The sequence below is a fragment of the Aureibaculum luteum genome, from assembly GCF_003449015.1.
In the GTDB taxonomy this organism is placed as follows: Bacteria; Bacteroidota; Bacteroidia; order Flavobacteriales; family Flavobacteriaceae; genus Aureibaculum; species Aureibaculum luteum.
On record NZ_QRGD01000001.1, the window covers coordinates 379,983 to 405,576 of the forward strand.

At 32.2% G+C, this 25,594-nt stretch carries 26 protein-coding genes, 1 tRNA gene and 1 pseudogene; 8 read left to right on the forward strand and 20 right to left on the reverse strand.

From position 1 onward, the window contains the following. Positions 1-30: 30 nt before the first annotated feature. The gene (locus tag D3P13_RS01765; protein WP_198679938.1) at positions 31-2,370 is read right to left on the reverse strand and encodes an adenylate/guanylate cyclase domain-containing protein; all 2,340 of its coding nucleotides are present in this window, start codon (positions 2,368-2,370) and stop codon (positions 31-33) included. A 301-nt stretch (positions 2,371-2,671) separates the two neighbouring features. Here D3P13_RS01765 and D3P13_RS01770 point away from each other — a divergent pair, with 301 nt between their 5' ends. After that, a complete protein-coding gene (locus D3P13_RS01770) occupies positions 2,672-3,235 on the forward strand; it encodes a hypothetical protein (protein ID WP_117879582.1) in 564 nt (187 codons plus the stop codon). 588 nt (positions 3,236-3,823) lie between these two features. On the opposite strand, the gene D3P13_RS01775 is transcribed toward D3P13_RS01770, so the two are convergent. Next, positions 3,824-3,905 (reverse strand) — tRNA-Leu (locus D3P13_RS01775). 209 nt (positions 3,906-4,114) lie between these two features. On the opposite strand from D3P13_RS01775, the gene D3P13_RS01780 reads away from it, so the two are divergent. Continuing rightward, positions 4,115-5,503, forward strand: a complete 1,389-nt coding sequence (locus tag D3P13_RS01780) for a dipeptidase (RefSeq protein ID WP_117879583.1) — start codon at positions 4,115-4,117, stop codon at positions 5,501-5,503. A gap of 128 nt (positions 5,504-5,631) precedes the next feature. On the opposite strand, the gene D3P13_RS01785 is transcribed toward D3P13_RS01780, so the two are convergent. Beyond that, positions 5,632-5,835 carry a hypothetical protein gene (locus D3P13_RS01785; protein ID WP_157972801.1) on the reverse strand — a complete coding sequence of 68 codons (204 nt, stop codon included), beginning with the start codon at positions 5,833-5,835 and terminating at the stop codon, positions 5,632-5,634. A gap of 166 nt (positions 5,836-6,001) precedes the next feature. Here D3P13_RS01785 and D3P13_RS01790 point away from each other — a divergent pair, with 166 nt between their 5' ends. Together D3P13_RS01790 and D3P13_RS01795 are read left to right on the forward strand one after the other, a co-directional pair. Then, the gene (locus D3P13_RS01790; RefSeq protein WP_117879585.1) at positions 6,002-7,105 is read left to right on the forward strand and encodes a DUF4407 domain-containing protein; all 1,104 of its coding nucleotides are present in this window, start codon (positions 6,002-6,004) and stop codon (positions 7,103-7,105) included. Positions 7,106-7,141: 36 nt separating this feature from the next. Continuing rightward, complete coding sequence (locus D3P13_RS01795; protein ID WP_157972802.1) at positions 7,142-7,672, forward strand: GNAT family N-acetyltransferase; 531 nt, start codon at positions 7,142-7,144, stop codon at positions 7,670-7,672. A 40-nt stretch (positions 7,673-7,712) separates the two neighbouring features. Here the strand turns inward: D3P13_RS01795 and D3P13_RS01800 are convergent, their stop codons facing one another. The 8 genes and pseudogenes from D3P13_RS01800 to D3P13_RS01840 all read right to left on the reverse strand — a co-directional run bounded on the left by D3P13_RS01800 (position 7,713) and on the right by D3P13_RS01840 (position 15,684). Continuing rightward, positions 7,713-7,982 (reverse strand): hypothetical protein, encoded by a 270-nt coding sequence (locus D3P13_RS01800; RefSeq protein ID WP_157972803.1) that lies wholly within the window; start codon positions 7,980-7,982, stop codon positions 7,713-7,715. Positions 7,983-8,072: 90 nt separating this feature from the next. Continuing rightward, complete coding sequence (locus D3P13_RS01805) at positions 8,073-8,384, reverse strand: hypothetical protein (RefSeq protein ID WP_117879588.1); 312 nt, start codon at positions 8,382-8,384, stop codon at positions 8,073-8,075. A 335-nt stretch (positions 8,385-8,719) separates the two neighbouring features. Next, positions 8,720-9,976, reverse strand: coding sequence for an NAD(P)/FAD-dependent oxidoreductase (locus D3P13_RS01810; protein WP_117879589.1), 1,257 nt, complete (start codon positions 9,974-9,976; stop codon positions 8,720-8,722). Positions 9,977-9,990: 14 nt separating this feature from the next. Next, a complete protein-coding gene (locus D3P13_RS01815) occupies positions 9,991-11,001 on the reverse strand; it encodes a 4-hydroxyproline epimerase (RefSeq protein WP_117879590.1) in 1,011 nt (336 codons plus the stop codon). After that, positions 10,994-12,727 carry a DUF885 domain-containing protein gene (locus tag D3P13_RS01820; RefSeq protein WP_117879591.1) on the reverse strand — a complete coding sequence of 578 codons (1,734 nt, stop codon included), beginning with the start codon at positions 12,725-12,727 and terminating at the stop codon, positions 10,994-10,996. The genes D3P13_RS01815 and D3P13_RS01820 overlap by 8 nt, the downstream gene beginning before the upstream one ends. 201 nt (positions 12,728-12,928) lie before the next feature. Further along, positions 12,929-14,506: an aldehyde dehydrogenase (NADP(+)) gene (locus D3P13_RS01825; RefSeq protein WP_117879592.1), complete on the reverse strand. Its 1,578-nt coding sequence runs from the start codon at positions 14,504-14,506 to the stop codon at positions 12,929-12,931. An 88-nt stretch (positions 14,507-14,594) separates the two neighbouring features. Beyond that, positions 14,595-14,725 (reverse strand): annotated as a pseudogene (locus tag D3P13_RS22405) (DUF1272 domain-containing protein). Positions 14,726-14,769: 44 nt separating this feature from the next. Beyond that, positions 14,770-15,684: a dihydrodipicolinate synthase family protein gene (locus tag D3P13_RS01840; RefSeq protein WP_117879593.1), complete on the reverse strand. Its 915-nt coding sequence runs from the start codon at positions 15,682-15,684 to the stop codon at positions 14,770-14,772. A 135-nt stretch (positions 15,685-15,819) separates the two neighbouring features. Between D3P13_RS01840 and D3P13_RS22330 the strand changes: the two genes are divergently transcribed. From D3P13_RS22330 to D3P13_RS01855, 4 genes are all read left to right on the forward strand, one after another. Beyond that, positions 15,820-16,266, forward strand: coding sequence for a cupin domain-containing protein (locus D3P13_RS22330; protein ID WP_317124786.1), 447 nt, complete (start codon positions 15,820-15,822; stop codon positions 16,264-16,266). Positions 16,267-16,353: 87 nt separating this feature from the next. Further along, a complete protein-coding gene (locus tag D3P13_RS22335) occupies positions 16,354-16,662 on the forward strand; it encodes a helix-turn-helix domain-containing protein (protein WP_317124787.1) in 309 nt (102 codons plus the stop codon). Between the two features lie 152 nt (positions 16,663-16,814). Then, positions 16,815-17,180 (forward strand): BlaI/MecI/CopY family transcriptional regulator, encoded by a 366-nt coding sequence (locus tag D3P13_RS01850; RefSeq protein ID WP_117879594.1) that lies wholly within the window; start codon positions 16,815-16,817, stop codon positions 17,178-17,180. A 1-nt stretch (position 17,181) separates the two neighbouring features. Continuing rightward, on the forward strand, positions 17,182-19,584 hold the full coding sequence (locus tag D3P13_RS01855; RefSeq protein ID WP_117879595.1) for a M56 family metallopeptidase: 2,403 nt from the start codon (positions 17,182-17,184) through the stop codon (positions 19,582-19,584). Between the two features lie 93 nt (positions 19,585-19,677). Here D3P13_RS01855 and D3P13_RS01860 read toward each other — a convergent pair whose 3' ends face one another. From D3P13_RS01860 to D3P13_RS01900, 9 genes are all read right to left on the reverse strand, one after another. After that, a complete protein-coding gene (locus D3P13_RS01860; RefSeq protein ID WP_117879596.1) occupies positions 19,678-20,256 on the reverse strand; it encodes a PhnA domain-containing protein in 579 nt (192 codons plus the stop codon). Positions 20,257-20,441: 185 nt separating this feature from the next. Then, the gene (locus tag D3P13_RS01865) at positions 20,442-20,792 is read right to left on the reverse strand and encodes an MmcQ/YjbR family DNA-binding protein (RefSeq protein ID WP_117879597.1); all 351 of its coding nucleotides are present in this window, start codon (positions 20,790-20,792) and stop codon (positions 20,442-20,444) included. After that, positions 20,789-21,190, reverse strand: coding sequence for a GNAT family N-acetyltransferase (locus D3P13_RS01870; RefSeq protein ID WP_117879598.1), 402 nt, complete (start codon positions 21,188-21,190; stop codon positions 20,789-20,791). The genes D3P13_RS01865 and D3P13_RS01870 overlap by 4 nt, the downstream gene beginning before the upstream one ends. Further along, entirely contained in the window at positions 21,187-21,543 is a 357-nt protein-coding gene (locus D3P13_RS01875; protein ID WP_117879599.1) for a DUF4260 domain-containing protein, read from the reverse strand. The genes D3P13_RS01870 and D3P13_RS01875 overlap by 4 nt, the downstream gene beginning before the upstream one ends. 12 nt (positions 21,544-21,555) lie before the next feature. Further along, complete coding sequence (locus tag D3P13_RS01880; protein ID WP_117879600.1) at positions 21,556-22,293, reverse strand: cyclase family protein; 738 nt, start codon at positions 22,291-22,293, stop codon at positions 21,556-21,558. 40 nt (positions 22,294-22,333) lie between these two features. Further along, on the reverse strand, positions 22,334-22,615 hold the full coding sequence (locus D3P13_RS01885; protein WP_117879601.1) for a GIY-YIG nuclease family protein: 282 nt from the start codon (positions 22,613-22,615) through the stop codon (positions 22,334-22,336). 69 nt (positions 22,616-22,684) lie between these two features. After that, positions 22,685-23,812, reverse strand: a complete 1,128-nt coding sequence (gene hemW / locus D3P13_RS01890) for a radical SAM family heme chaperone HemW (RefSeq protein ID WP_117879602.1) — start codon at positions 23,810-23,812, stop codon at positions 22,685-22,687. Between the two features lie 249 nt (positions 23,813-24,061). Continuing rightward, complete coding sequence (gene ruvC / locus D3P13_RS01895) at positions 24,062-24,613, reverse strand: crossover junction endodeoxyribonuclease RuvC (RefSeq protein ID WP_117879603.1); 552 nt, start codon at positions 24,611-24,613, stop codon at positions 24,062-24,064. Positions 24,614-24,667: 54 nt separating this feature from the next. Continuing rightward, entirely contained in the window at positions 24,668-25,588 is a 921-nt protein-coding gene (locus D3P13_RS01900; protein ID WP_157972804.1) for an endonuclease/exonuclease/phosphatase family protein, read from the reverse strand. Between the last annotated feature and the right edge of the window lie 6 nt (positions 25,589-25,594).

Below are 25,594 nucleotides of genomic sequence, written 5' to 3' on the forward strand. Positions count from 1 at the left end.
ACAACTAGTCCTATTTACACTCAAGAAACGCTAATCAATTGTGATTACTTCTTTCCAATAGGCTCTTGGAGTAATGCCTGTTGTCTTTTTGAAATAGGTATTAAAAACGGTTTTGGAGTTAAAACCGCTATCGTATGCCAATGCAAGAATAGTCAAGTGTCGTTGTGAAGGATCAGCCACTTTTGATTTGAAAATTTCCAAACGATATGAATTTACAAATTCCGAAAAGTTCATGGTAAAACCTTCATTGAGTAATTGAGACATATGATTCGGAGGAAGCTCAAGCATCTCCGCCATGTCTCTAAGGGTCAGCTCAGGGTTAAGATAAGGTTTTTCTGCTAACATCAATTGCTCTAATTGTTCATGATATACTTTTAAATCCTTTTTATCTAGTAGAGATTTTTTATATTTTCTTTTAGGTTTCTTAAAGGCAGTTCCGTCTCCCAATACCTGTTGCATCAACTCTTGAAAACGTGGATTCGAACGAAGTGGTTTTAATATGGGTTCTGTGTAGAGCAATAATATTCTAGGCAACCTATATTCTATGCCTTTCTCAATCAACGCGATGACCTCCTTTTGATTGCCGTTCATTGTATGACAGAGTATTAAAAAGAATATGGCACTTCCCATAGAATCCGTTTGAATGGCAGCTTGTAGTTTAGTCATACCCTCTTCCGCTTTGACCGAATCGCCTAATGCTATATGGGCCATTGTAGTGCCTCCCAATTTTGTTAAATTCTCTTCTCCCAACTGGGGTAGGTTCTGAAAGTAGTCTAATCCTTCCTTATAACGGCCTTCCAACACCGATATGCTTCCTAAATATAGCGGAGGAAAAGGTAGATCGGGTTTTAAACCTAATGCTTTTTCAAAGAATGGTATCGCCTTTTCATATTCTTCCATGAGGTAAAACAGAAAACCTTTATAATGAATGTTCATTGCAGATATAGGATCCAACTCTAAAGCTTTGTCTATATAATTTAGGGCGGCCTTTAATTTCCCTTCGAGCGTAAGTGTATTTGAAAAAGTCAGATAAATTTTATCTGAAGGCCTCATTTCCAGTGCATTATTGAGATGACGATATGCTCCCTCCAAATCCCAATTTTGCCAACAGCTTATCCAAGCAAGGTTGAGTTGTGATTCAGGTAAATTTTCATCTAATTCGAGGGCTTTGTCTAAAAAAGGTTTGCCCTTTTCAAAAGCTTCACGGGCAGGCAATAATCCCATAGTTCCCAAAAACGCATAACCTTGGTTGATATCTAGATAGGGCAAAGCAAAACTTGGTTCCTCTTTGGTAACCTCCTGAAAAATCGAGATGGCTTTTTCTGTTTCGGGTAGTGTCAATTTCATCAAATGATACCTACCTTTTAAGTACTTTTTATATACATCGACAGGTACGTTCAAAGCGTCTATAAGCTGGTTGTCAATATCAAAATGTCCTATATGTTCACGTAACTTGTCGGCAATGAGGAGGCTTATTTCATCTTGAACCGCAAAAATATCGGCTACTGGACGGTCAAAGGTTTCCGACCAAAAATGAACATCATCAACTACATCAATTAACTGTGCAGTTATTCTCATTTTTTTTCCAGACAGGCGAATGCTCCCTTCTAAAATAGTGGAAACATCCAATTCTTCACCGATTTTTGAAATCGGGATATTCTTATTTTTAAAATAGAAAGAGGAAGTCCTAGAGGTTACTTTTAAACCTTTGATCTTGGCGAGAGCGTTGATAATTTCTTCAGTCATACCATCTGAAAAATACTCATTATCTATATCATTACTCATATTGACAAATGGCAATACAGCAATGGTTTTGGCTTCTTTCATCGAAACTCCTTTGAGTTCTGATCGTTCAGGTATTTTTATTCCTTTATCAGTGACAGCAAATACTTCAATGGGTTTTGTTATGTTTTTTAGTTCAAAAAAACCAAGGGACTTCGTAGAAATCTGAGGTTGATTTTTAAGTTCATCGTTTAACTTTCCCGATAAGAGAATTGAACCTGCAACTCCCAAACTTTCAATTCGCGAGGCTAGGTTTACACCGTCGCCATAAACTTCGGTTCCATCAAAAACAATGTCCCCTAAATGTATTCCTATACGTAAGGGTAGTGGTTTTTCTTTTCGCAAAGCCTTCTGAATGGCTATGGAACACTCAACGGCTTCCACTCCGCTCGAAAATGTACTTAAAGTTCCATCCCCATAATATTGAACAATTTCCCCATTGTATTCTTCATGATTTTTTTTAAAAATTGTACGATGACGATTTCTCATGCTAATTGCTGCCGCTTCATCTTTTTGCATCAAAGCGGTATAACCAACAATGTCAGTAAACATAATAGCAGCGATATGACGATTTTTTTTAGTAGGCATGTGATACGTTTGGGCCATGTATTGAGATTAAACACAATTATGCCCTAGTGAAATTTTTGTCATTTTTAAAAATACAATAATTATTCATTTTAAACTCTGAACTAAAAAAATATTTCGACTAGTCATTTCTCTTTGAATTCTTTCCTCGAATCAGAGATTGTCAATATTTACATCCTGTTTACAAGTCTAGATCAACAATACTTCTGCATTTTTGTCTTAAACTGATGAAACAGCCAGTTGTTGTATAAATTGTCTATCTTACCATTCAGATGTATTTGAAATGCACTAAAACTAAAATCAAATGAATCGATTAACTAAAATTATTGAACGGAACATATCAGGAAAAAAAGTTTTGATACTTTTTATTCTGACCAATGTGGTTTATGCTTTTATGCTGACGGTTACAATTCCAAAAACAATGGAATTCTCAAATGGAATGAATTTGTTGGATATGATGCCTAAGGGATATGATTTAAATTACGTAAGCGAGTTATTTAATGCTCTTGGTGAAAATGGACGTGATACCTATCTAACCAGTCAAATTCCCATTGATATGATTTATCCAATTCTTTTTGGACTTTCTTATTATTTGATTCTAGGATATTTTCTAAAAAAACTCAATAGACTCTATACACCATATTCATATTTATGCCTTTTACCGATAATTGCAGGAGCTTCGGATTACTTCGAAAATTTCGGAATAATTACAATGTTGGTTGGCTATCCAGACTTGACAAAGGTTTCTGTAGGTATAACAAATACATTTACAATTGTAAAAAGTATATCAACAAGTCTATTTTTCATTGTATTAATAATTGTTTTGATATCACTTGGAATATCAGTTATAAAAAGAAAAAAACAATAAGGTTTTTATATCCTTAAATCCTGAACCTAGTAAGTTTCACATTTTGAAGGAACTAATTCACTTAAGAAAAAAGCCTAATTCATATAATCATTTCAAAATTTAAATTAGTTTTCAGCTAATGGACCATTTATTGAAATAGAATAACGCTTCCTTCAGTCGAGTTATTTCCAGTTCAACAATTCTCCAATAAACATCATTAATTTTGATTTATAAGGAAATCAAATTAATTCAATTTGTAGTTAATTAGTTATAATTGTATTATATTTAGACTGAGATTGAAGTTAATTGAAAACAATCTAGTATAATATAAAAGGTCGTTATTCGACTACCAAATATCATTTCAGTTTACAAAACACTGTAAAAAAGATACTTACAAGACAGGTTTGAATCCTGTCGAGAATAAATAAAATCTTACAATAAATATTAGAATTACTTCTTATTAATTTAATTAAGAACTAGTTGTTTCGATTTGATGATAATATGAATTTGAGTTTAAAAATAGCAAATTGTTGTACCTATGTTGTACCTAAACAAAAAAAGCCCCTCAAATTGAGGGGCTTTTGACTGCATAATTTTGCAGTCTCTAAGTACAGGCGGAGAGACTCGAACTCTCACACCTTGCGGCACCAGATCCTAAGTCTGGCGTGTCTACCAATTCCACCACGCCTGCATTTTTAATATTTTAACAACATTTATTAGGTTAAATCCTAAGTCTAGCGTGTCTACCAATTCCACCACGCCTGCATAATTCTAAAATTTTATACAAATACACATATAAAATTTGTTAATTGGGGTGCAAATATAATCAATCTTTATAAAAAGCCATACGGTTCATTTATATTTTTATTACTTTTGAGTATATTAATCATTAATCTAAACATGGACAACTTAAAACCTTACGTACAACAACATAAAGAACGTTTTATAAATGAACTCATTGAGATTTTAAAAATACCCTCAATTAGTGCAGATTCTGCTTTTAGTCAAGATGTTATAGACACCTCTGAAGCTGTTAAAACGGCTTTAGAAAATGCAGGTTGTGATCATGTAGAAATATGCGAAACACCAGGCTACCCAATAGTTTATGGCGAAAAAATAATTGATAAAAATTTACCTACTGTTTTAGTTTATGGTCATTATGATGTGCAGCCACCAGATCCGTTAAATTTATGGAACTCACCTCCTTTTGAACCTGTTATTAAAAAAACAGAAATTCATCCTGAAGGTGCCATTTTTGCGAGAGGATCTTGTGATGATAAAGGTCAAATGTATATGCACGTTAAGGCATTGGAATACATGACGGAAAATAATAATTTGCCTTGTAATGTAAAGTTCATGATTGAAGGTGAAGAAGAAGTTGGCTCTGAAAGTTTAGCATGGTTTGTTAAGCAAAATCAAGAAAAACTTGCTAATGATGTGATCTTAATTTCAGATACTGGCATGATCAGTAATACGCAACCATCTATTACCACAGGCTTACGCGGTTTAAGTTATGTTGAAGTCGAAGTTACAGGCCCAAATAGAGATTTACACTCAGGTCTGTATGGTGGTGCCGTAGCTAATCCTATTAATGTGTTAGCGAAAATGATTGCTTCATTACACGATGAAAACAATCATATTACCATACCTGGGTTTTATGACAACGTTGAAGAGCTATCGGCTACTGAACGTGCTGAAATGGCTAAAGCTCCTTTTTCATTAGAAGATTATAAAAATGCAATAGATATTGATGCTGTTTATGGCGAAAAAGGATATACCACAAATGAAAGAAACTCGATTAGACCCACTTTAGATGTTAATGGTATTTGGGGAGGCTATACTGGTGAAGGTGCAAAAACAGTTATTGCCAGTAAGGCTTTTGCAAAAATTTCTATGCGTTTAGTACCGCATCAAGATTGGGTTGAAATTACTGAATTATTCAAAAAACATTTTGAAAGTATTGCCCCAAAAGGCGTACGTGTAGTAGTTAAACCTCATCATGGTGGACAAGGATATGTTACACCAATAGATAATATTGGCTATAAAGCAGCTGCAAAAGCTTATGAAGACAGTTTCGGTGTAACTCCAATACCACAACGTAGTGGTGGTAGCATACCTATTGTAGCTTTATTTGAGCAAGAGTTAAAAAGTAAAACTATTTTAATGGGCTTCGGTTTAGATAGCGACGCTATTCATTCACCTAATGAACATTTCGGAATATTTAATTATTTAAAAGGCATTGAAACAATTCCTTTATTTTATAAATATTTTACAGAATTAAGTTCTTAGTTGTAATCATCACTAAAACGAAGACATACCACGAGGCATATTGCAGATTACCTCTTCATAAAAAATCATTTCACAGCCACCGGCTCTGAAATGATTTTTTATTTTTCGAGTATTTCAATTTTTTAAACCTAGTGATTCACAGAAAGTACTGACCATGATTCTGGACATACATTATTCATATTCACATATTGATTAAAATCTAATGGCCAAGCATTAGACTCACTTTTACTATTTTTACTAGAAATCATGCGTTTATATTGCTTAGCAATATGTGCATTGAATTTACTTTTTTTTGTTTTCATTTCTAATGTTGTTGTTGTTGTTGTCATCATTTATAGTTTTTATAGTTTATTATAGAACAACTTATTCTAACAAATTCCTACCATGACCTACTAACGTTTTAAAATAAAATAACTTTTAAACTTTAACATTTAATTCACTCACTGTTAAACAACAATGAGGATTTCAAAATCGTTTTACTATTATATCCCCTTAATTATGATAAAAAACTTCTTTTGGATGTGCTCTGGTGCTGATCCTGATTTATTAAATGAAAGTCCCAAATCGGAACAAATAAAATATGCTGGCATTGGTGGTACTATATTTTTCACTGCTGTTATGGCCTTTATTGCAAGTTCATACGCTTTATTTACGGTTTTTGACAATGCCTATATGGCAATCTCATTTGGTTTAGTTTGGGGATTACTTATTTTTAACCTAGACCGTTTTATTGTTTCTACAATTAAAAAGCGTAACAATGCCTGGCAAGAATTATTACAAGCATCGCCGAGGATTGTTCTAGCCATAATTATAGCCATTGTTATTTCTAAACCACTTGAGATGAAAATATTTGAAAAAGAAATAAACCAAGTGTTATTGGAACAAAAAAATGAACTTACACTGCAAAATAAGAATCAAATAGCAAATCAATTTACTCCAGAAATTGAGAGAATTCAGTCCGAAATAAAGGCTATAAAAATTAAAGTTGACACTAAAGAAAAAGAAGTTAATGATTTATATACGACTTACATTTCTGAAGCAGAAGGAACTTCAGGTACAAAGAAACTTGGTAAAGGACCTGTTTATAAAGAAAAAAGAGAGAAGCATGATGCTTTACTAAATGATCTGCAACAACTAAAAAAAGAGAGCTCTACAAGTATCTCTGAAAAGGAGGCATCTATAGCACTTTTAAGAAATAAACAAGAGCAACAAATTACTCGAGACCAACCTATTATTGATGGATTTTACGGGTTAATGGCTAGGATTAATGCTTTAGACGAATTGGCATGGTTGCCTTCATTTTTTATTTTCTTATTGTTTGTAGCTATTGAAACTGCACCTGTCTTAGCAAAAATTATGGCAACAAAAGGTGCTTATGATTTAAGATATGAAGAGCAAGAAGATGCCTTGAAAGTTTGGGTTGAACAACAAAAGAATCAAAGAGCTGCTTTATTATCTACAGACGTTGCTTTAAATGAAAAGGTGTATTATGATGTTGCTAAAGATGAAGAAATTTACAACTACAAAAAGCAAAAAGCTAAAGACTTATTAAAATTACAGTCGGATAAATTCTATAAAAAACAAAGTGAAATTATTGGATAATTTTTAATGCTTATTTTTGATAAACAATTTATCATAATGAGATTACTATCCACCTCTAGACTTGAATTAGACTTTGCTACTAAGAAAGATGCTGCATTTTTATTTGAATTGATGAATGACCCTGCGTATCTAAAAAATATTGGAGATCGGAATATAAAAACAATTACTGATGCTGAAAATTTTATAGCTGATAAATATATTAAGAGTTATAAAGACAATGGTTATGGTTATTATATTATCAAATTAAAAGAAAATCTAAAACCAATTGGAATATGCGGAATAGTAAATAGAGAAGAAATGAGTTTCTTTGATATTGGATATGCTGTCTTACCTGAACATAGAAATAAAGGGTTTGCATATGAAGCAACCAAAGCATTGTATGATTTTGCCCAGAGTACTTTAAAAATTAATGAAATTGCTGCTATAACTGATCCTGAAAATCATGAATCAATAGCATTGATTAAGAAGCTGGGAATGAAATACAAAAAAAAGATACAGTTACCGAATGATGACATTGAATGTCATTTATACTCAAATAAAAACAAGAATAAAAAACTACATTCATAAAAAGAGTGAATGCGTTCTACAATTTAAAAATACTTTGAAATTATTTTGTTTTTTCTGATTTCAGAGAAAGTTTCTCTGAATGGTGATGATGTTCTTTTTTAATGTCACTTAAAACATTTTTAGCAAAGTCATAATCTACTTTTCTAAACCGATCTCTAGCGTAAGCATTGTGTCCGCTTCTTATAGATTTTGTTTCCTTAAGGACTAAACCATCGTCGTAAGGATTAAACCCTACAACTGTGTACATTTCATTTTCCTTAAGATTTCCTAATTTGTACCATCTGCGTCTAGCATCGACGCAAACTACCATTTCACCAATTTTAAACATATTATTATTTAATTTTCCCGTGGTGAATATAGGAATATTATTTTAAGTCTAAAAGTTAATTAATGTTAAATATTAGTTTAATAATGAAAGTGCGAATATTTGAGGTTGTAATTCACGCTCTACTTCTGGTTGTGGAATTGGTTGTTGTTCAGCTTGCATTTCTTTTAAAATACTAGTTGCAAAATTATAATCTACTTTTCTAAATCTATTTGCTGCAAATGCATTACATCCACTTCTTGGACTTTTAATTTCATCAAGTATCAAACCACCATCATAAGGATTAAAACCAGTTACAGTATACATTTCATTTTTCTGTAAGCCACCAAGTCTATACCATCTTCTCTTTGCATTTACACAAACTACTATTTCTCCTACTTTAAACATAATTTCCAATTTTATTTATTAATTGCTTTCGTATTTAAAACAATTTCCAATTAAAAACTCCCCTTAGTTATTTACTTTTTTTTTAATATTTTATCTAAGTAGCTATAAATCAAGTAAAAAAATTGCCACTTCTTTTTGTATAAACGAGTAATTATTTCGATTATTTTATAAACGTACTAAATGAATCTAAAGGAAATCTCAAGATTCTTTACTTTTCCAGTATAATTTTCTATTTTTTTCCCAATACATAAGAAGGTCTCTTCTATAACTTGGTGTACGTAAACATTGTTAAAAAAAAGCTAAAATTCACCATTTTAGTACAACCTGTATTCTATTTAAAATTTTCGGTCGGGATTAAATGGTGTTAGATCTATTGAAGATTTCCTATCCGTAATAATTTCAGAAATCAATTTTCCAGTAGCAGGCCCAAGGCTCCACCCCATCATTGCATGTCCAGAACCTATGGTTAAATTTTCAAATTTGGAAGTTCTTCCAATATAAGGTAAGCCATCAGGTGAAACAGGACGTAACCCACATTGTGCATTGTCTATATTATATTGTGGAATCTTTAAACCCTCATAATACTGTTCTGATGCATTTGCAATAGCATCAACTCGTTTCTTATTAATTGTATGATTAAGACCAGACATTTCCATTGTGCCTGCAAATCGAGTAAAGTCCTTCATTGGAGTTACCGCCACTTTTTTCTCCATTAAAATTGCAGGATAATTGATTCCTGTCTCTTCTTCCATATTAATTCTATAGCCCTTACCTCCTTCCATTGGAAGTTTTAAATGCATTTTTTTTGCTATAAGACCACTCCAAGAACCCGTAGCCAAAATTATTTCATCTGCCTTATAGCTATTATTTGCCGTTATTACCTCCGTTATATTTTTATTCTTAATCGCAAAATCAACAACCTTTTCATTTTTAAGGAATACAACACCCTTTTTGTCTAAAAAGATTTTCATACTACTCATTATTTCATTTGGACTGGTATGAAAATCACATAAGTAATGGATAGCTCCTTTTACCTCTAAACTTACTTTCGGTTCTATAGCTTTTAATTCTTTCGCATTTAAGACCGTAGATTCTAGATTCATACCCTCTGCTACTCTAGCAATTTTTGACTCTGCTTCACCTGCCTTATCTGTTTTGTAAAGCATGAGCAATCCTTTTTTTTCTAATTGAAATTGCCCCAAATCATTTGAAGTATAAATCTCTTCGTATAAATCTCTACTCAGAAGGTTTATATCTTTAATCACTGGCATGGCCCGTTCAACTTTATATTGAGTTGCAGATTTTTTAAAATACCAAGTCCATTTTAAAAAATCTAGATCTAACCGAGGCTTCATATAAAATGGACTCGTACTATTAAACATATATTTAATACCCTTAGAAATCATTCCAGGTGCCGCCAATGAAATAATATGACTAGGCGTAAGGTAACCAGCATTAACATAAGAAGCACCTCCAGCGAGGCCATCCATATTAGTTTGATCAATAACCGTAACCCTGCAACCTTCTTTCTGCAAGAAATAGGCGGTACTTAATCCAATTATACCACCACCGATGATTATACAATTCTTCACTTTCTATTAGTAGTTTAAATTACTTGAAACCCAAACGCATAAGGATCATCCTCATCAATATTAATGGTATTATACCCATAAATTCTTGCCCAACCTTGGATACTTGGCACTATTGCCTTAATACCATTAGCTAAGTTAGTTTCTTTTACAATACGTCCAATAAATTTACTTCCGATAAAACTTTCATGAACAAATTTTTCTCCAATTTTTAACTTACCCTTTGCATATAATTGTGCCATCCTTGCAGATGTTCCAGTACCACAAGGACTTCTATCAATGGCCTTATTACCATAAAAAACAGCATTCCTACCAGAAGACAATTGGTCTATTGGGTTGCCCGTCCATAACATATGTGTTACATCTCTAATGGTATCATTTTCTGGATGAATAAACATATTGGAATATTTCTGATTAATTCTTTCTCTTACAACTTGTGAAAATTGAATAATTTTACTTGCTGTAAAATCGTGCACGCCAGAAAAGTTTTTTTGTGAATCTACAATGGCGTAATAATTACCGCCATAAGCTACATCAAAAGTGATTTCGCCTAATTCGGGACAATCAATCTTTAAATTTTCAGCTGCTAAATAACTTTTCACATTATTTAATTTCACCCAATCTACTTTATTATTGGTTTGTTGATATTCAATTTCAATCAAACCTTCTGGAGCTTCCATTCTTATTTTTCCAGAATTTTTTGGTTTTACTAACCCCTCCTCAATAGCAATGGTTATTGTTCCAATAGTACCATGTCCACACATTGGCAAGCAACCAGAAGTTTCAATAAAAAGAATGGCAAAATCATTTTCAGGATTATGGGGCGGAAACAAAATGCTTCCACTCATCATGTCATGTCCGCGAGGTTCAAACATTAAGCCTTTTCTAATCCAATCATATTCTTTTAGAAAATGCTGGCGTTTTTCACTCATATTGCTACCCTTTAAAGTTGGACCACCTTCGGTAATTACCCGAACAGGATTACCACAAGTATGAGCATCAATGCATTTGAATATATACTTACTCATTTTTTACGCTATTAATGTAATCAAGGATTCTAGTCTCAAGAATTGGCAAAGTAACTGTACCTTCTTCTAAAACTATTTCATGAAATTCGCGAATATCAAATTTAATACCTAATTCTTTTTCTGCCTTTGTACGCAATTCTCTAATTTTTAATTCCCCTATTTTATAGGACAAAGCTTGGCCTGGCCAAGAAATATATCGGTCTGTTTCTGTATTTATTTCATGTAATGATAACGCTGTATTTGAAGACATAAAATCGACTACTTGCTCTCTAGTCCAACCTTTAGCATGTATTCCGGTGTCAACTACCAATCGGCAGGCTCGCCACATTTCATAAGTCAATTGCCCAAATTTTTCATAAGGGGTTGTGTACATACTCATTTCTTCAGCTAAAAATTCACAATACAGGCCCCAACCTTCACCATATGCAGATAGGTACATATTTTTTCTGAATTCGGGAATACTATCACCTAATTCATTATTTAAACTTATTTGTAAATGATGTCCTGGTACAGCCTCATGAACAGTTAACGAAGGTAACGTATATAAGGTTCTACTTTTTAAATCGTAGGTATTAACCCAGTAATAACCAGGTTCTGTACTGTTTTTCGTTGTACCAATATATCTTCCTGCTGTATATTTAGGAGCAATAGCATCTGGGACAGGAGCAACGCCATATGGTTTTCGAGGTAAGGTTTTAAAGAATTTTGGTAATTGAGCATCTACACGTTTTGCCATATCTCTTGCAATCATCAATAATTCGTTGGGAGTTTTAGCATAAAACTGTTCATCGGTTCTTAAAAATTTTAAAAAGTCGGCAAAACTTCCTTTAAAGTTTAAATCAGTTATTATTTTTTCCATTTCAGCCTTTATCTTCGCTACTTCCTTTAAACCAATTTGATGAATATCATCAGCCGTATATTGTGTACTGGTGGTATAAAAATTAATTCTGTTTTGATAAAACGCTTTCCCATTTGGTATTTCAGAAATACCAATACTTTTTCGGGCATTCGGAAAATATTCTACTTCAAAAAAGTTCTTTATTCTTTTAAACTGAGGCACAACAATCAACTCTATTAACGCCTTAGCTTGTTCAATGACTGAGTCTTTTTGAAAATTAGTTAAGGTAGAGGGTAAATCTTTAAAGGGAGAATAGAAAAAATTATCTACTGGATTATCGGTAATATGCGTATTATAAGTTGACTCATATCCTTTAAAAATAACTTTAGGTTGCGTTATACCTTTCACTAATGCTAATTGCAATAAATCTAAATGTTGATCTACAAAAACCGGCAAAGCAGTTAATTTATTTAAATACTTCTTTACATCATCGTAGTTGTTCAGGTGATGAACCATATAGGGCAGATCAACATGAAACCCTGAATCAGAAAGCAATGGATTAAGATATTGCTCAAAACTATTATAATCGATCGTTTCTTGCAGTGTGAATTTTAATAACGTTAAGGATATTTTTTCTGTATCAGATAGATCGTTTTCGTTAATTTCATTCAATAAATCTAATTGCTCTTTCGCATAATTAGCTTCTTTCTGATAGAATTCTTTTGTTGAAAGTCCTAATGGAAATTCTTTATCATCATAACCTTTGTGCTCTTGGTAAGTTTCAATAATTTCATTCAACACCACTGAAGCATTTTTTATTTGCTGTTTTTCATTACAAGCAGATGAAAATGCCAAAATCAATAATAATGATACTATATAATTCTTCATGTTGAATTTATTTTTATAATCTAAACTATTATACTTCCTTATAACCATTTAGAATATATTTATTTCCAATACTTTATATCACTTTGATGGAGCTTTTCAATATTTTTCCATCTTATTATTTCAAAGACATTACCCAAGGGGAAATTTCATTAAAAGTAAAATCGCCTCGATATCTTACACTTTTTTTAGACACTTTGTGAATTAAGGTATTATTATTTTACCATTAACCTCTCTTACAATATGCAACGGATTACTATCCTTTAACTCTTTTGGTAATAATTCTTGAGGCCAATCTTGAAAGCTAAATGGACGCACCCAACGTTGTATGGAATGAACTCCAACTGCTGTAAACCTACTATCGGTTGATGCTGGATAAGGACCACCATGTTGCATTGACGGACAAACCTCAACACCTGTTGGCACACCATTAAATATAATTCTACCAACTCTATTTTGCAAAGCATCTATTACGTCAGAATAGTTAATTAATTCTTCATTATCTGAAATAACAGTCCCAGTCAATTGTCCTTCTAATTTTGAAATTATAGTTTCTAATTGTACTGCATCTTCGCATTGTACTACCATAGAAAATGGACCAAATATTTCTTGGTGTAAGGTTGTGTTCTCTAAAAATGTATTGCCTTGGACTGTAGTAATTGCTTGTCTAGCATAATTAGGTTTTACTTCTCTATCGAAATCTGCTGTTACTTTTAATCCAACTTGCGATAATGCTCTTTCTTTATTCTTTTCATAGGCTCCAACAATATTTGGATGCAACATCACAGACGGATCAATTTTTACAATTTCTTGTGATAAGCAATTAATAAATTTAGTTAATACTTCACTTTTAATTCCTAATATCAAGCCTGGATTGGTACAAAACTGACCAGTACCCAAAGTAACAGAACCAGCATAAGTTTTGGCTATAGCGTCTGCCCTATTTTTTAAAGCTTCTGGCAAGATTATAACTGGATTTACACTACCCATTTCTGCAAAAACTGGAATTGGCTCTTTACGTTTTGATGCAATATCTAATAGAGCTCTACCACCTATAATACTACCTGTAAACCCAACTGCTTTTACACCAGAGTGTTTAACCAATTGTCTACCTACTTCAATACCACTACTATTTAAATTTGAAAAAACGCCATTTGGCATACCTGTTTTCTCAGCTGCTTTTAGTACTGCAGAAGCAACCATTTCACCCGTACCTGCATGCATAGGATGCGATTTTACGATAACCGGACAACCGGCAGCTAATGCCGCCGCAGTATCACCACCCGCCGTAGAAAATGCAAATGCAAAATTACTAGCACCAAAAACAACCACTGGCCCTAAAGGAATCTTCATTTTTCTAAGGTCAGATTTAGGCATTGGTTCTCTATTTGGCTGAGCCATGTCAATAGTCGCTTCAACCCAAGAGCCTTCTTTTAGTAACGCAGCGAAATCTCGTAATTGCCCAACTGTTCTACCACGCTCTCCTTTTGCTCTCCCTTCTGGCAAGCCTGTTTCAGAACAATAAGTTTGTATCAATTCATCATCTAAAGTCAAAATTTCATCTGCAATGGCATTTAAAAAATCGGCTTTTTTTGCACCTGATACTTTTCTATATTGCTTAAAAGCATTGGTTGCTAAATTAACCGCTGCATGAATTTCTTCTGAAGTTGCTTCCGTGAAAGTGGAATTATTTTCCGTATTCAATACCGGGTTAAATGTTTTATATGTTTTTAAGCCTTTGGCTGATAATGTATTGCCAATGTAATTTTTTCCTGAAATCATTTTGAATTTATTCTTTTTAAATATGTTTCTAAATCAACCAGTTTAAGAACAATTTTTGTTGAAACCGGATTTTTTTTAATAAATGTTTCTATCTAATTGGACATGGCTCAAAATCACCTCCACAATTGGGACAAACATGCATTAATATTTGCTCTTCACAATAATTGCAAAAGGGCATTCAAAAGTGTGTATTGTAGCTTTATCAATATCAAATACCAATGATGTATTGCAATTATTACATGTTGGTCTTATTTTAAATATTACTACAAATTTTTATAGTCAGGCAAAGTGGGTCTCGTTTTTAAACTATTCTCTATAACACCAATAACCTGTTTACGTTCTTCTCCAAATAATGGCAATCTCGGTTCACGCACATATTCAGTACCTATGCCCGTATAAACTTCTGCCAGTTTAATATTTTGGACTAATTTAGGGTTAATATCCAACTCTAACAAAGGCATAAACCATCTATAAATTTCAAGAGCTTCTTTAATTCTTCCTGCTTTTTGTAATTCGTATATAGCTACTGTTTCTGCCGGAAAAGCACAAACCAAACCTGCCACCCACCCATCTGCTCCTAGTAATAAACTCTCTAAAGCTACTGTATCAACACCTGTCATAATCTTTAATCGATCTCCAAAACGATTTTTAATACGAGTTACATTTGTAGTATCACGTGTTGATTCTTTTACAGCCTCAATATTTTCACATTTTAACAACTCATCGAACATAGTATGCGTTACTTCAATCTTATAATCAACAGGGTTGTTGTATATCATAATGGGTAATGAAGTATTATTGGCTACTGCTTTAAAATACTCAACGGTCTCTTTGTCACCAGATTTATATCTCATTGGCGGTAACATCATCAACCCACTTGCTCCTGCTTTTTCTGCATTTTGTGCGGCTTCGATTGCGGTTTTTGTTGATTGCTCTGCAATGTTCATCAATACAGGCACTTTATCCTTTACCATATCAACTGTAGCTTCTGTTAACACTTGCTTTTCAGCATAAGACAAGGTACTGGCTTCTCCTAAGGTACCTCCTAAAACTATTCCATGTACGCCAGCATCTAATTGTGCTTTAATGTTGGTTTCAAACATTATTAAATCCAAATTATCATCTTTGGTGAACTTAGTAGTAACTGCAGGCATTATACCCTCCCATATAAATTTCATATTCTATTGTTTTATATAATAGATGTAAAATTATAATCATTCTATAAATTTTTCTAACACCGTTTTATCCACTATTAATACTATATTATCCTTTTTTACATAAATTGTTATATTTTTGAATATTTTACCAAACAAATGAAAGTATTTCCATTCAAAATTCCAAAACCAGAAAATAACGCTTTAGTCTATCAAGAAGATATTAGTGTTTCGTTTTATGACAAATTACATCAACATGAGGAAATACAAATTAGCTTTATAGTTGAAGGGGAAGGTACTTTAGTTGTTGGTGATTCCATAAATTATTATAAACCCAATGATGTGTTGATTATCGGTAGCAATCTGCCACACATTTTTAAAAGCGATACCTCTATAGTAAAAAATTCGAAAATGTTCAGTCTGTTTTTTACCAAAATATCATTCGGAAATCATTTTTTTGAGCTTGAAGAAATGAGGGCTTTACAACCTTTTTTTAAAAGAGCTACTCACGGTTTTAAAATGGTTACACAACAAAAGGTGACCAAAAATTTGTTCTTAAAACTAAGTAAGACTAACAAACTTAACAGATTTATTATTTTAGTATAACTATTAAAAATAGCATCTACCTGCCGCTATAAAAGCCTTTCTTCCTTTATAAACGAAAAACAATATTCTGATAATGAAGGACATAGAATGCGAAACGTTTTTGAATTTACAATGACACATTTTAATAGAGAAGTTACTTTAGAAAAAGTAGCAACAATTGCAAATATGACCAAAAATGCTTTTTGCAAATATTTTAAAAAACGAACTAATAAAACATATTTTCAGTTCTTATCAGAATTAAGAATAGAACATGCCAGTAAATTACTGTTATCTGAAACTAATTATAGCATTTCTGAAATAGCATTTGAATCGGGATTTAAAAATATTTCAAATTTTAACAGACAATTTAAAACTATAAAAAATTGTAGTCCATCGAAGTATAAAGATTATATGTAATGGATTATTAACTTTTCTAAAATCTTAAAACACACCGGTAAGCCACTATATAGTGAAATTCTCTTCTTAATGAAATATTTTATTCGCAAATTAATTTGCATATTACAATTTTTACTCTACATTTGTAGAGTTAATTCTAAACATGTAGAGCAATGGCCTTATCAAAAACTGAAGAACAACTAATGCAATACCTCTGGAAGCTAGAAAAAGCTTTTATGAAAGATTTGTTAGCTATATACCCAGAACCTAAACCAGCAACTACAACTATTGCAACATTGTTAAAGCGAATGATCGGTAAAGGTTTTGTAGCGTACAAATTGTACGGAAATGCAAGAGAGTATTACCCATTAGTTAAAAAGAAAGATTACTTCGCTAAACATGTAAACGGATTGATTAAAACATTTTTTAACGATTCCGCATCACAATTTGCTTCATTTTTCACGGAAGAAACGAATTTGACCAAAGAAGAATTAGAAGACTTAAAAAAACTGATTGACAAACAAATAAAAGAAAAATAATATGTTAGACTACTTATTAAAATCAGGAGTTTGTTTGGCTGCATTTTATCTGTTTTACAAACTATTATTAGAAAAAGAACCTATCCATATTTTTAAAAGAATTTATTTATTGGGTGGATTACTATTGGCGTTTGCTATACCATTAATCACGTTTACAACAACTGTAGAAGTTGCCCCTGTTGTATTGTCTCCAATTACATATTCGGAAATTACTTTTGAACCTGCGTTAATAGAAGAAACAGAAGCTGAAGCAAAAAACTATTGGCCCCTTATTTTATGGACTGTTTATGGATTTGGTGCGGTACTGTTTGGATTAAAATTTCTTTTCAATCTATTTCAAATTGGTAGTAAAATAAGAAGAAATCCAAATCAAAAAGCTAAGGGGTTAACACATGTTTTATTGCAACATTTAATCACTCCACATACATTTTTCTCCTATATCTTCTTAAACAAGCAACAATATGAAGAACACAAAATTCCACAAGAGGTATTTTGGCATGAGGAAACCCACGCCAAGCAAAAGCATAGTTTTGATGTTGTTTTAATGGAAATTTTACAAGTACTTTTTTGGTTTAACCCACTACTTTATTTTATAAAAAAGGACATCAAACTAAACCATGAATTTTTGGCAGACAAAGCCGTACTTAACAAAGGTGTTTCGTTGACTACTTACCAAGAAATTCTATTAGCATTTTCAATTAGCTCAACTGAACCAGTACTAGCCAATGCGTTAAATTATTCATCTATCAAAAAAAGATTTACTATTATGAAAACAAGAACCTCAAAAAAAGCAGTTTGGATCAAAAGCCTGATTTTACTACCATTAATCGCAATGTTAATATATGGGTTTAGTGAGAAAGTAGAGATTGAAAAATTTATTGAACCGTTAGTTGCATCAGAGAACCTAAGTACTAATAAAAATGACATCAGGATTTATATCAATGAGAAAAAAGAAGTGACTATCAATAATATACCAATTGCTTTTAATGCTGTTTCTAAAGAATTAATAAAAATATTGAAAGAAAATTCTACCAATAAACCTAAGCTTTTTATTGAAATTGAGGGACATCTAAGAAACGCTTTTCTAGATGAATTGGAAAAAGAAATATCAAAGACCAGTTTTTCTATTTATGAAATTAAGGCAACTTCGTTAACTCTTAATGAAAAAGAAAAAAATGATTTTTTTAAAGGTACTGCATTCACAACGGATAGTATAGTTGTTAATTTAAAAGATGACAAGCAAATTATAGGAATTTCAATACAGGGAAAAGAACAACAAAACAAAGCTAATCCACAAGAAATAGCGGAATACAATAAAACTGCTAAGCATTATAACAACATGTCAAAAAATGATATGGTTGTAAAACTAATGGATGTACAACGGCTTCAATTTATCTTTAATAAGATGACCGTAAAACAAAAAAATAATGCAGAACCTTTTCCTAATTTTCCACCGCCACCACCGCCAGTAATAAATAGCCAAGAAGAAATCATTGAGGTGCCAATGAAGAACCCACTACCGCCACCAATTCCTGAAGACTCTACTCCTGAAGAAAAGGAAAAAAGACTAAAAGCAATTCAAAAATATGCTAAAGAAAATCCTGATAAAGTAACTAAACGAAAAAGCAAAAGTGGGGAAACCATCGAAATTGTTGAAATGCCAATTAATGAAGTGCAAGACGCCCTCGAAAATTATATTATTAAGAATAACAAATACGAAAAGACGAGAAACGAAGAGCCTCATTATAAGGACAGATCATTATCTGAACAAAAAGAATTGGACAATTCATTTTCTGAATTAAATAATTTGTATAATAGTCTTCCAAGAGAAAATCAACAAAAAACAAAAAGACCTATTTACCCTTTAATGCCATATATTAAAATAATGAAAGATGGTAAAAAGTATTATAAAAAAGAAAGCGAATTAACTAAAGAGGACTGGGCCTTATTACCACCTCCACCTCCACCACCAGTAATGAGTCAAGATATGATTAATACAGGCTCAAAAGAATTGCAAAAAGCAAATAAGAAATTATTGGAAGAAGCTAAATCTTATGGTTTAGCGGTAAGAAACCAAAAAGGAACAGCGAAAAACAACAATGAAATCAATGTGAAGTATAAAAAGACAATGGAACTCTATAAAGTTTATAGAGAGTTGGCCATAGCAGAAGGATTTTTACCCGCTCCTCCACCTCCACCACCAACACCACCAAACGCAACTGACCATATGATTGCTATGGCAAAAAAAGGAGCCTTATTCTATTATGATGATAAAAAAATAACATCAGATAAGGCAATAGAACTTACAAAAGAGAATAAAAGTTTACATATCCAAGTACTCAGTGAAGGTTCAAGCAAGCCTATTGTAAAATTATCTAAAAAGCCAATTACTGTGGAAAAATAAAACCTTATTAAAAGACACTACTTCTTTATACAAATTAAAAAAGGGTAAAACTATGTTTTACCCTTTTTTAATTCACTCGAAGTGAGTTTAGCACTATAACTTCTTTACGTATTTTGTGATAATCACAATTTGTTGCCCGTCCACTTTTCCTTCTATATATTCAGCATTTTCGTGATCTAAAGAGACACGTCTCACTGCCGTACCTTGTTTGGCTACCATACTAGAGCCCTTCACTTTTAAATCTTTTATCAATACTACAGAATCACCTGCTTCTAAAATAACACCGTTAACATCTCTATGAACAATAGCATTTGCTTTGTCTAAATGCTCGCCAGACGCTCTTGCAAAAGCCATGGCTTCATCATCCAAATACATCATGTCTAACAAGTCTTGCGGCCAACCTTCGGCACGCAATCTTTGTAACATCCTCCAAGAGAGAATTTGTACCGGTTGGTGCTCACTCCACATACTATCATTTAAACATCTCCAATGGTTAGAGTCCATTTTATCTTCATCTTCTATTTGCTCTAAGCACGTACCACAAACCAATACCGCTTCATCAACGGTTTCGTTTAAGGCTGGAGGTAATTTATAAATACTTAAGTTATCTGTGGCTTTACACATTTCGCAAGTTGAATTGCTTCTTTCTTCTAAGGCTGTTTGTACGCTCATTTTTTATTTTTGGATGTTGCAATATTAGGATTAAATTATTTGGTTTGCAAGTCCGACACCCCTAAAGTGGTGTCAAGGTGCCAATCTTTTTAATTATCTTAAAGTCAACATAAATAATTCTAAAGTCAACCGAAAAATTAGATTTTTTTTTACAGTCCTCTCCGATCTTGCGACTTTCAGCTTTCTTAGAGCTTATCTCGTAATTTTCTCGGCATGCCAGCCACCACTAAATCATACGAATGATCAATAAGTTCATGCAATAATGATTCGGGTAATCTACTATCAAAAATAATGGTATTCCAATGTTTTTTACTCATATGATAACCAGGAATTATAATTCCATCATATTCTTCACGAAGTTCCATAGCTCGTTCAGGGTCACATTTCAAATTTACTGCGGCAGGTTTACGATTCAATCCTGTTAAGGCGAACATTTTTCCCAGCACTTTAAAAACAAGCGTAGATTCGTCAAAAGGAAATGCTTCTGTCACCCCTTTTTTACTTAAACAATAATCACGAAAGTCTTCTATGTTCATTCCCTAATTTTTTCCATTACTTTTTCCGGATATTTTAATTCTGTAAAGCCATATTGCTGATATAAACCATGAGCATCAGACGTTTTTAACATCCAAACCGTGCAACTTTGCAATTCCGGTTCATCGAACACACGTTGCATCAAAAGTTTTGAATACCCTTTACCTCTAAAATTAGGTAAGATAAACACATCCATAACATAGGCAAACACCGTATAGTCTGTACAAATTCTAGCAAAACCAATTTGTTCACCTTCTAAATAGACACCAAAACAAAGACAGTTATCTATTGTTTTTTGAACCTCTTGAAGTGTTCTACCTTTTGCCCAATACGCTTGGGTTATAAAATTGTAAATGGTATTAACATCCAACAAACTTTTATCAGTGGAAATTTTAATCATTTTTCTTTACCTATTTTACCCAAATGCGTGTTATTAAAACTGTCTTCATATTTAAGACCATAACCCAATATTCTATCAAAGGACGAATGACCAAAAAATACGAGACCCACCATTTGTAATGTTTCATTTTGAAAGTAAATTCCCAGAAAATAACTAAGTATCATTATCCCTTTATGATGTAAAATATTATAAGCATAGGCCCCAATTTTGGAATTAACTGCATAAGCTACAAAACTAACATCTGGAAGAAAAAACAAGACCAAATACCACCACCAATCAAAATCTAAGAACGAAAATAAGTATATAGAAAGGGCAAACATTGCAATTTCTTCTAGCTTTAAAACATTCTTCATCTTTATTAATTTTTAATTTAAGACTTCATACAATATAGGCTTACTAGGTGTTGCATTATTCTCAAAAGGAGCAATTTGAAGATTTAAAAAATACTTTCCGTCTTTTATCTTATTGGAGACAAAAATCATCTCTGTAATTGTAGCTGAGAGTCTCTTTTTACCTTTTGTATTCCAAAATGCATTATGAGCCAACAATTCTCCTCCATCTTTCTCTTTATCAATAGAAGGTAAGTCAATCAATAAATGTTCAATGCCTTTATCTTTTAAAAGCAACACAGCTTCTTCCAATAAATATGGCGGATTGGTTTTAGAGTAGTTTTTATTAAGTTTATCAGTCATGTTAGGCATGGTTCGTATAATAATAGCTTCACGCTTTTTATTACCGAGAACAAACTGCATTTGTTTTTTTGATATCACAAAGTCCCCATTTATTTTTTCTGGAGCTACAGTAACTACTTCTGCCAAAAAGAAAAATTGTTTTAAAGTTTTGTTTATAGATATAAACTCATGTGTAATATGCCCTATACATTCGGTATGTGTACCATGTGCATGTGGCATAAAAAGAATGGAATTAAAATTAGTAGAATGCTTTTTTCTTACACTTCTAAGTTTTTTTAGCCTAGGGCTTTTTTGGTCCCAAGCAAGTACACCCACATTATCTCGTGTTAATGGTAAGGGTATTGAAATATCTAATGGTTCTGACAAATTTATTTTTAATTTTTGTGAACCGTATTGAATGGTTGTTAGCATATATATTTTGCGTCATGCTGAACTTGTTTCAGCATCTAGTTTAGTCTATTAATAAATCTTTTAATTTCAGATTGGTTTCTTTTATTAGTTTCCATTTCCATTCTTTATGCCAGTTTTTTAACTGTTTTTCTCGAGCAATTGCTTGGTTAATATCTGAAAACTTTTCAAAATACACAAGATATTTAATATTATATTTATTGGTGAATTTTGAACCTATTCCTTCCGCATGTTCATTGACCCTTTTTAACAAATTTGAAGTTACCCCAATATATAACATAGTCCTAGTTTTATTCGTTAATATATAAATGTAACTTTCTTTCATTTCATTCAATACTCTGAAACGATACTGAAATAAATTCAGCACATGGTTCAGAGTGACGTATATCTTCAACTAATTCACCAAAAACAGATCACTAGCAATTCCATCAGCCAAAAATCTACCTTTTTTAGTGGTTTTTAATTTTTGGTCTGTGGTAAGCTCCAACAGCTCTTTTTGAATAAATTTGTCGGCATTTTCCATGAGTTTTTCTTTAAAATTAACACCGAATTTATTTTCTACTTGTTCTAAATCTACTCCCCAAATGGTACGCAAACCTATCATCACAGTTTCATTAAAAACATCTTTCTGAGACAATGTTTCTGTTTCATTTGGAACAATATTTTCACGTAAAGCTTTATTATATTTTATATTATTTGACACATTCCAACTTCTTTGTTTTCCGTTAAAGGAATGAGCTGAAGGTCCAAATCCCAAATACGATTTACCTAACCAATAGGACGTGTTATGTTTTGAAAAATAATTAGGCTTACCAAAATTAGAAACCTCATAATTTATAAATCCATGTTTTTCTGTAGCTGCCACCAAAATATTAAAATGTTCTAACGCCAGTTCTTCTGATACATCAGGGTATTTACCGTTTCGGATAAAACTTGCCAATGCAGTTTTAGGCTCAACCGTTAAGGCATAACTAGAAATATGATTGATACCAAAATCAAAAACGGTTTGTAAATTTTCTTTCCAACGTTCTTTTGACATATTTGGAATTCCGTAAATTAAATCGACCGTAATATTATCAAAATGACGTGTGGCTTCTTCTAAACATTTTTTTGCTTGTTCTGAATTATGAGAACGATTCATAATTTTCAAATCTTCCTCAAAAAAAGATTGAATTCCTATACTTAATCTGTTGACTGGAGAAACGGCAAGCTCTTTAATCTTTTCATTTGTCAGATCATCTGGATTAGCCTCTAACGTAATTTCTGGATTATCAATAACAGTATAATTTTCATAAACCGTATCTATTAAATATTGTAATTCTACAGTACTTAAGAGAGATGGCGTTCCTCCACCAAAATAAATAGTTTCAACCTCTTCATTAAGTTCTTTTTTACGCAATACGAGTTCCTTAGCCAATGCTTGAATCATTTCTTCTTTTCGCTGTAATGAAGTTGAAAAATGAAAATCACAATAGTGACAAGCTTGTTTGCAAAATGGTATGTGAATGTAGATGGAAGACATATATTAAGTAATAGTATTTATTAAAAATATTCAGTAGCAGTTAATTGGCTCCAAATTTACTTATGTTAAATTTTCTTTTTAACACGAGTTTTCTTTTAAAAATAAGGAAAAAGAAATACCCAAAATATCCAAATAAAAAAGCTAAAATTAGCCAAATTCATTTATTTCTTTTTTTCTTAAATCCTAAATTTTTAAATTCATTAACATGGAGTAACACAAAAATAATATTTGAAAAATAAATAATATTCATTAACCAATTTTCTTCGGGTTATTCTTCACAAAAGCTCCCCATCCCGAATAATTTTTACCAACCTCTATTCTACCTTCGTTATAAAAATGACAAACAGCAGCTGCCAAACCATCGGTAGAATCTAAATTCTTAGGTAATTCTTTTAGTCCCAATGTACTTTGCAGCATCTTAGCAACTTGCTCTTTACTGGCATTACCACTACCTGTAATTGCCATTTTAATTTTTTTAGGAGAGTATTCCGTAATAGGAATATCTCGCGAAAGACCTGCTGCCATAGCTACGCCCTGAGCACGCCCCAACTTTAACATACTTTGCACATTTTTACCAAAAAATGGAGCCTCAATAGCTATTTCATCTGGATGATAACTGTCAATCAATTCAATAGTACGCTCAAAAATAAGTTTGAGCTTTACATAATGGTTGTCGTATTTTTTGAGCTGTAACTCATTCAATTGCATAAAGTGCATCTTTTTATTGACCACTTTAATCAACCCAAAACCCATAATTGTGGTTCCGGGATCAATACCTAATATGATTTTTTCTGTATCCAAATTTTATATTTCGCTATACCCACAAAACTAATCATTTCTACTTTGTCAGGTTCTTTATTCTTTAAGTTCAAATGTAGTGACAACAAACCCATGATCTGAAGGATAATTGATCTGTTTTCCATTAAGGGAAAATGGTTCATTTAAAAAAGCCATATATGATATTGATTTTATGGCTTTAAGTTTTGGACTTTTATAAAAGATATAATCTATTCTATGTTCATCTTTTATTGCTTTGGAATCCCAAGTAATTCCAGGATGAGTTATAGGATTTGTATTTACTTCTCTGTAAGAATCTATCAATTCCAATTCTTCTAATACTTTCGTTGAATACCATGGCACAACTAAATTCTCATGTATTTCTTGAGTATCTTCTCCCCAATCCAAATGAGATACAGAATTCATATCTCCACCAAAAATCATTGGGATAGAATCCGTTTGTAATGCATATTTTTTAATAGTAGGGAGTACTTTTTGAATCATTTTATATTTAGTTTCTGTTCGCTCCCATTCTAATAATTCTTCTACTGTTTTACCCATTTTCTCCGGCTCATCATTCCACGGTAAATAATGAAACCAATTTGAAAATAAATTAATTTTTTGCCCCTTAATAAGAATGGCTCGACCTCCCAGATAAAAAGGAAATTTTGTATCAATTCTTTCTTCAAAAGGAAATTTAGAAAAGATAGATAAGTTAACACTTTTATCATCCAAAGCAGTACCTTCTTGAGCAATCAAATGAAAATTATACCCTAAAGAATCAGCAATCATTTTACCAGAACCATAAGTTTCTACCATTAAAATAACATCAGGGTTTATTTCTTTAATAATCTTAACGGCATTTTCAGGACCATTTTCTATATCATTGGCACCATGCAAAATATTCCATGCCATTACTTTAAAAACAATGGGGCTTTCTTGAGTATTTGCAACAAAAGAAAATAACATTACGAAACTAATTAATAGATTTTTTTTCATAGATGG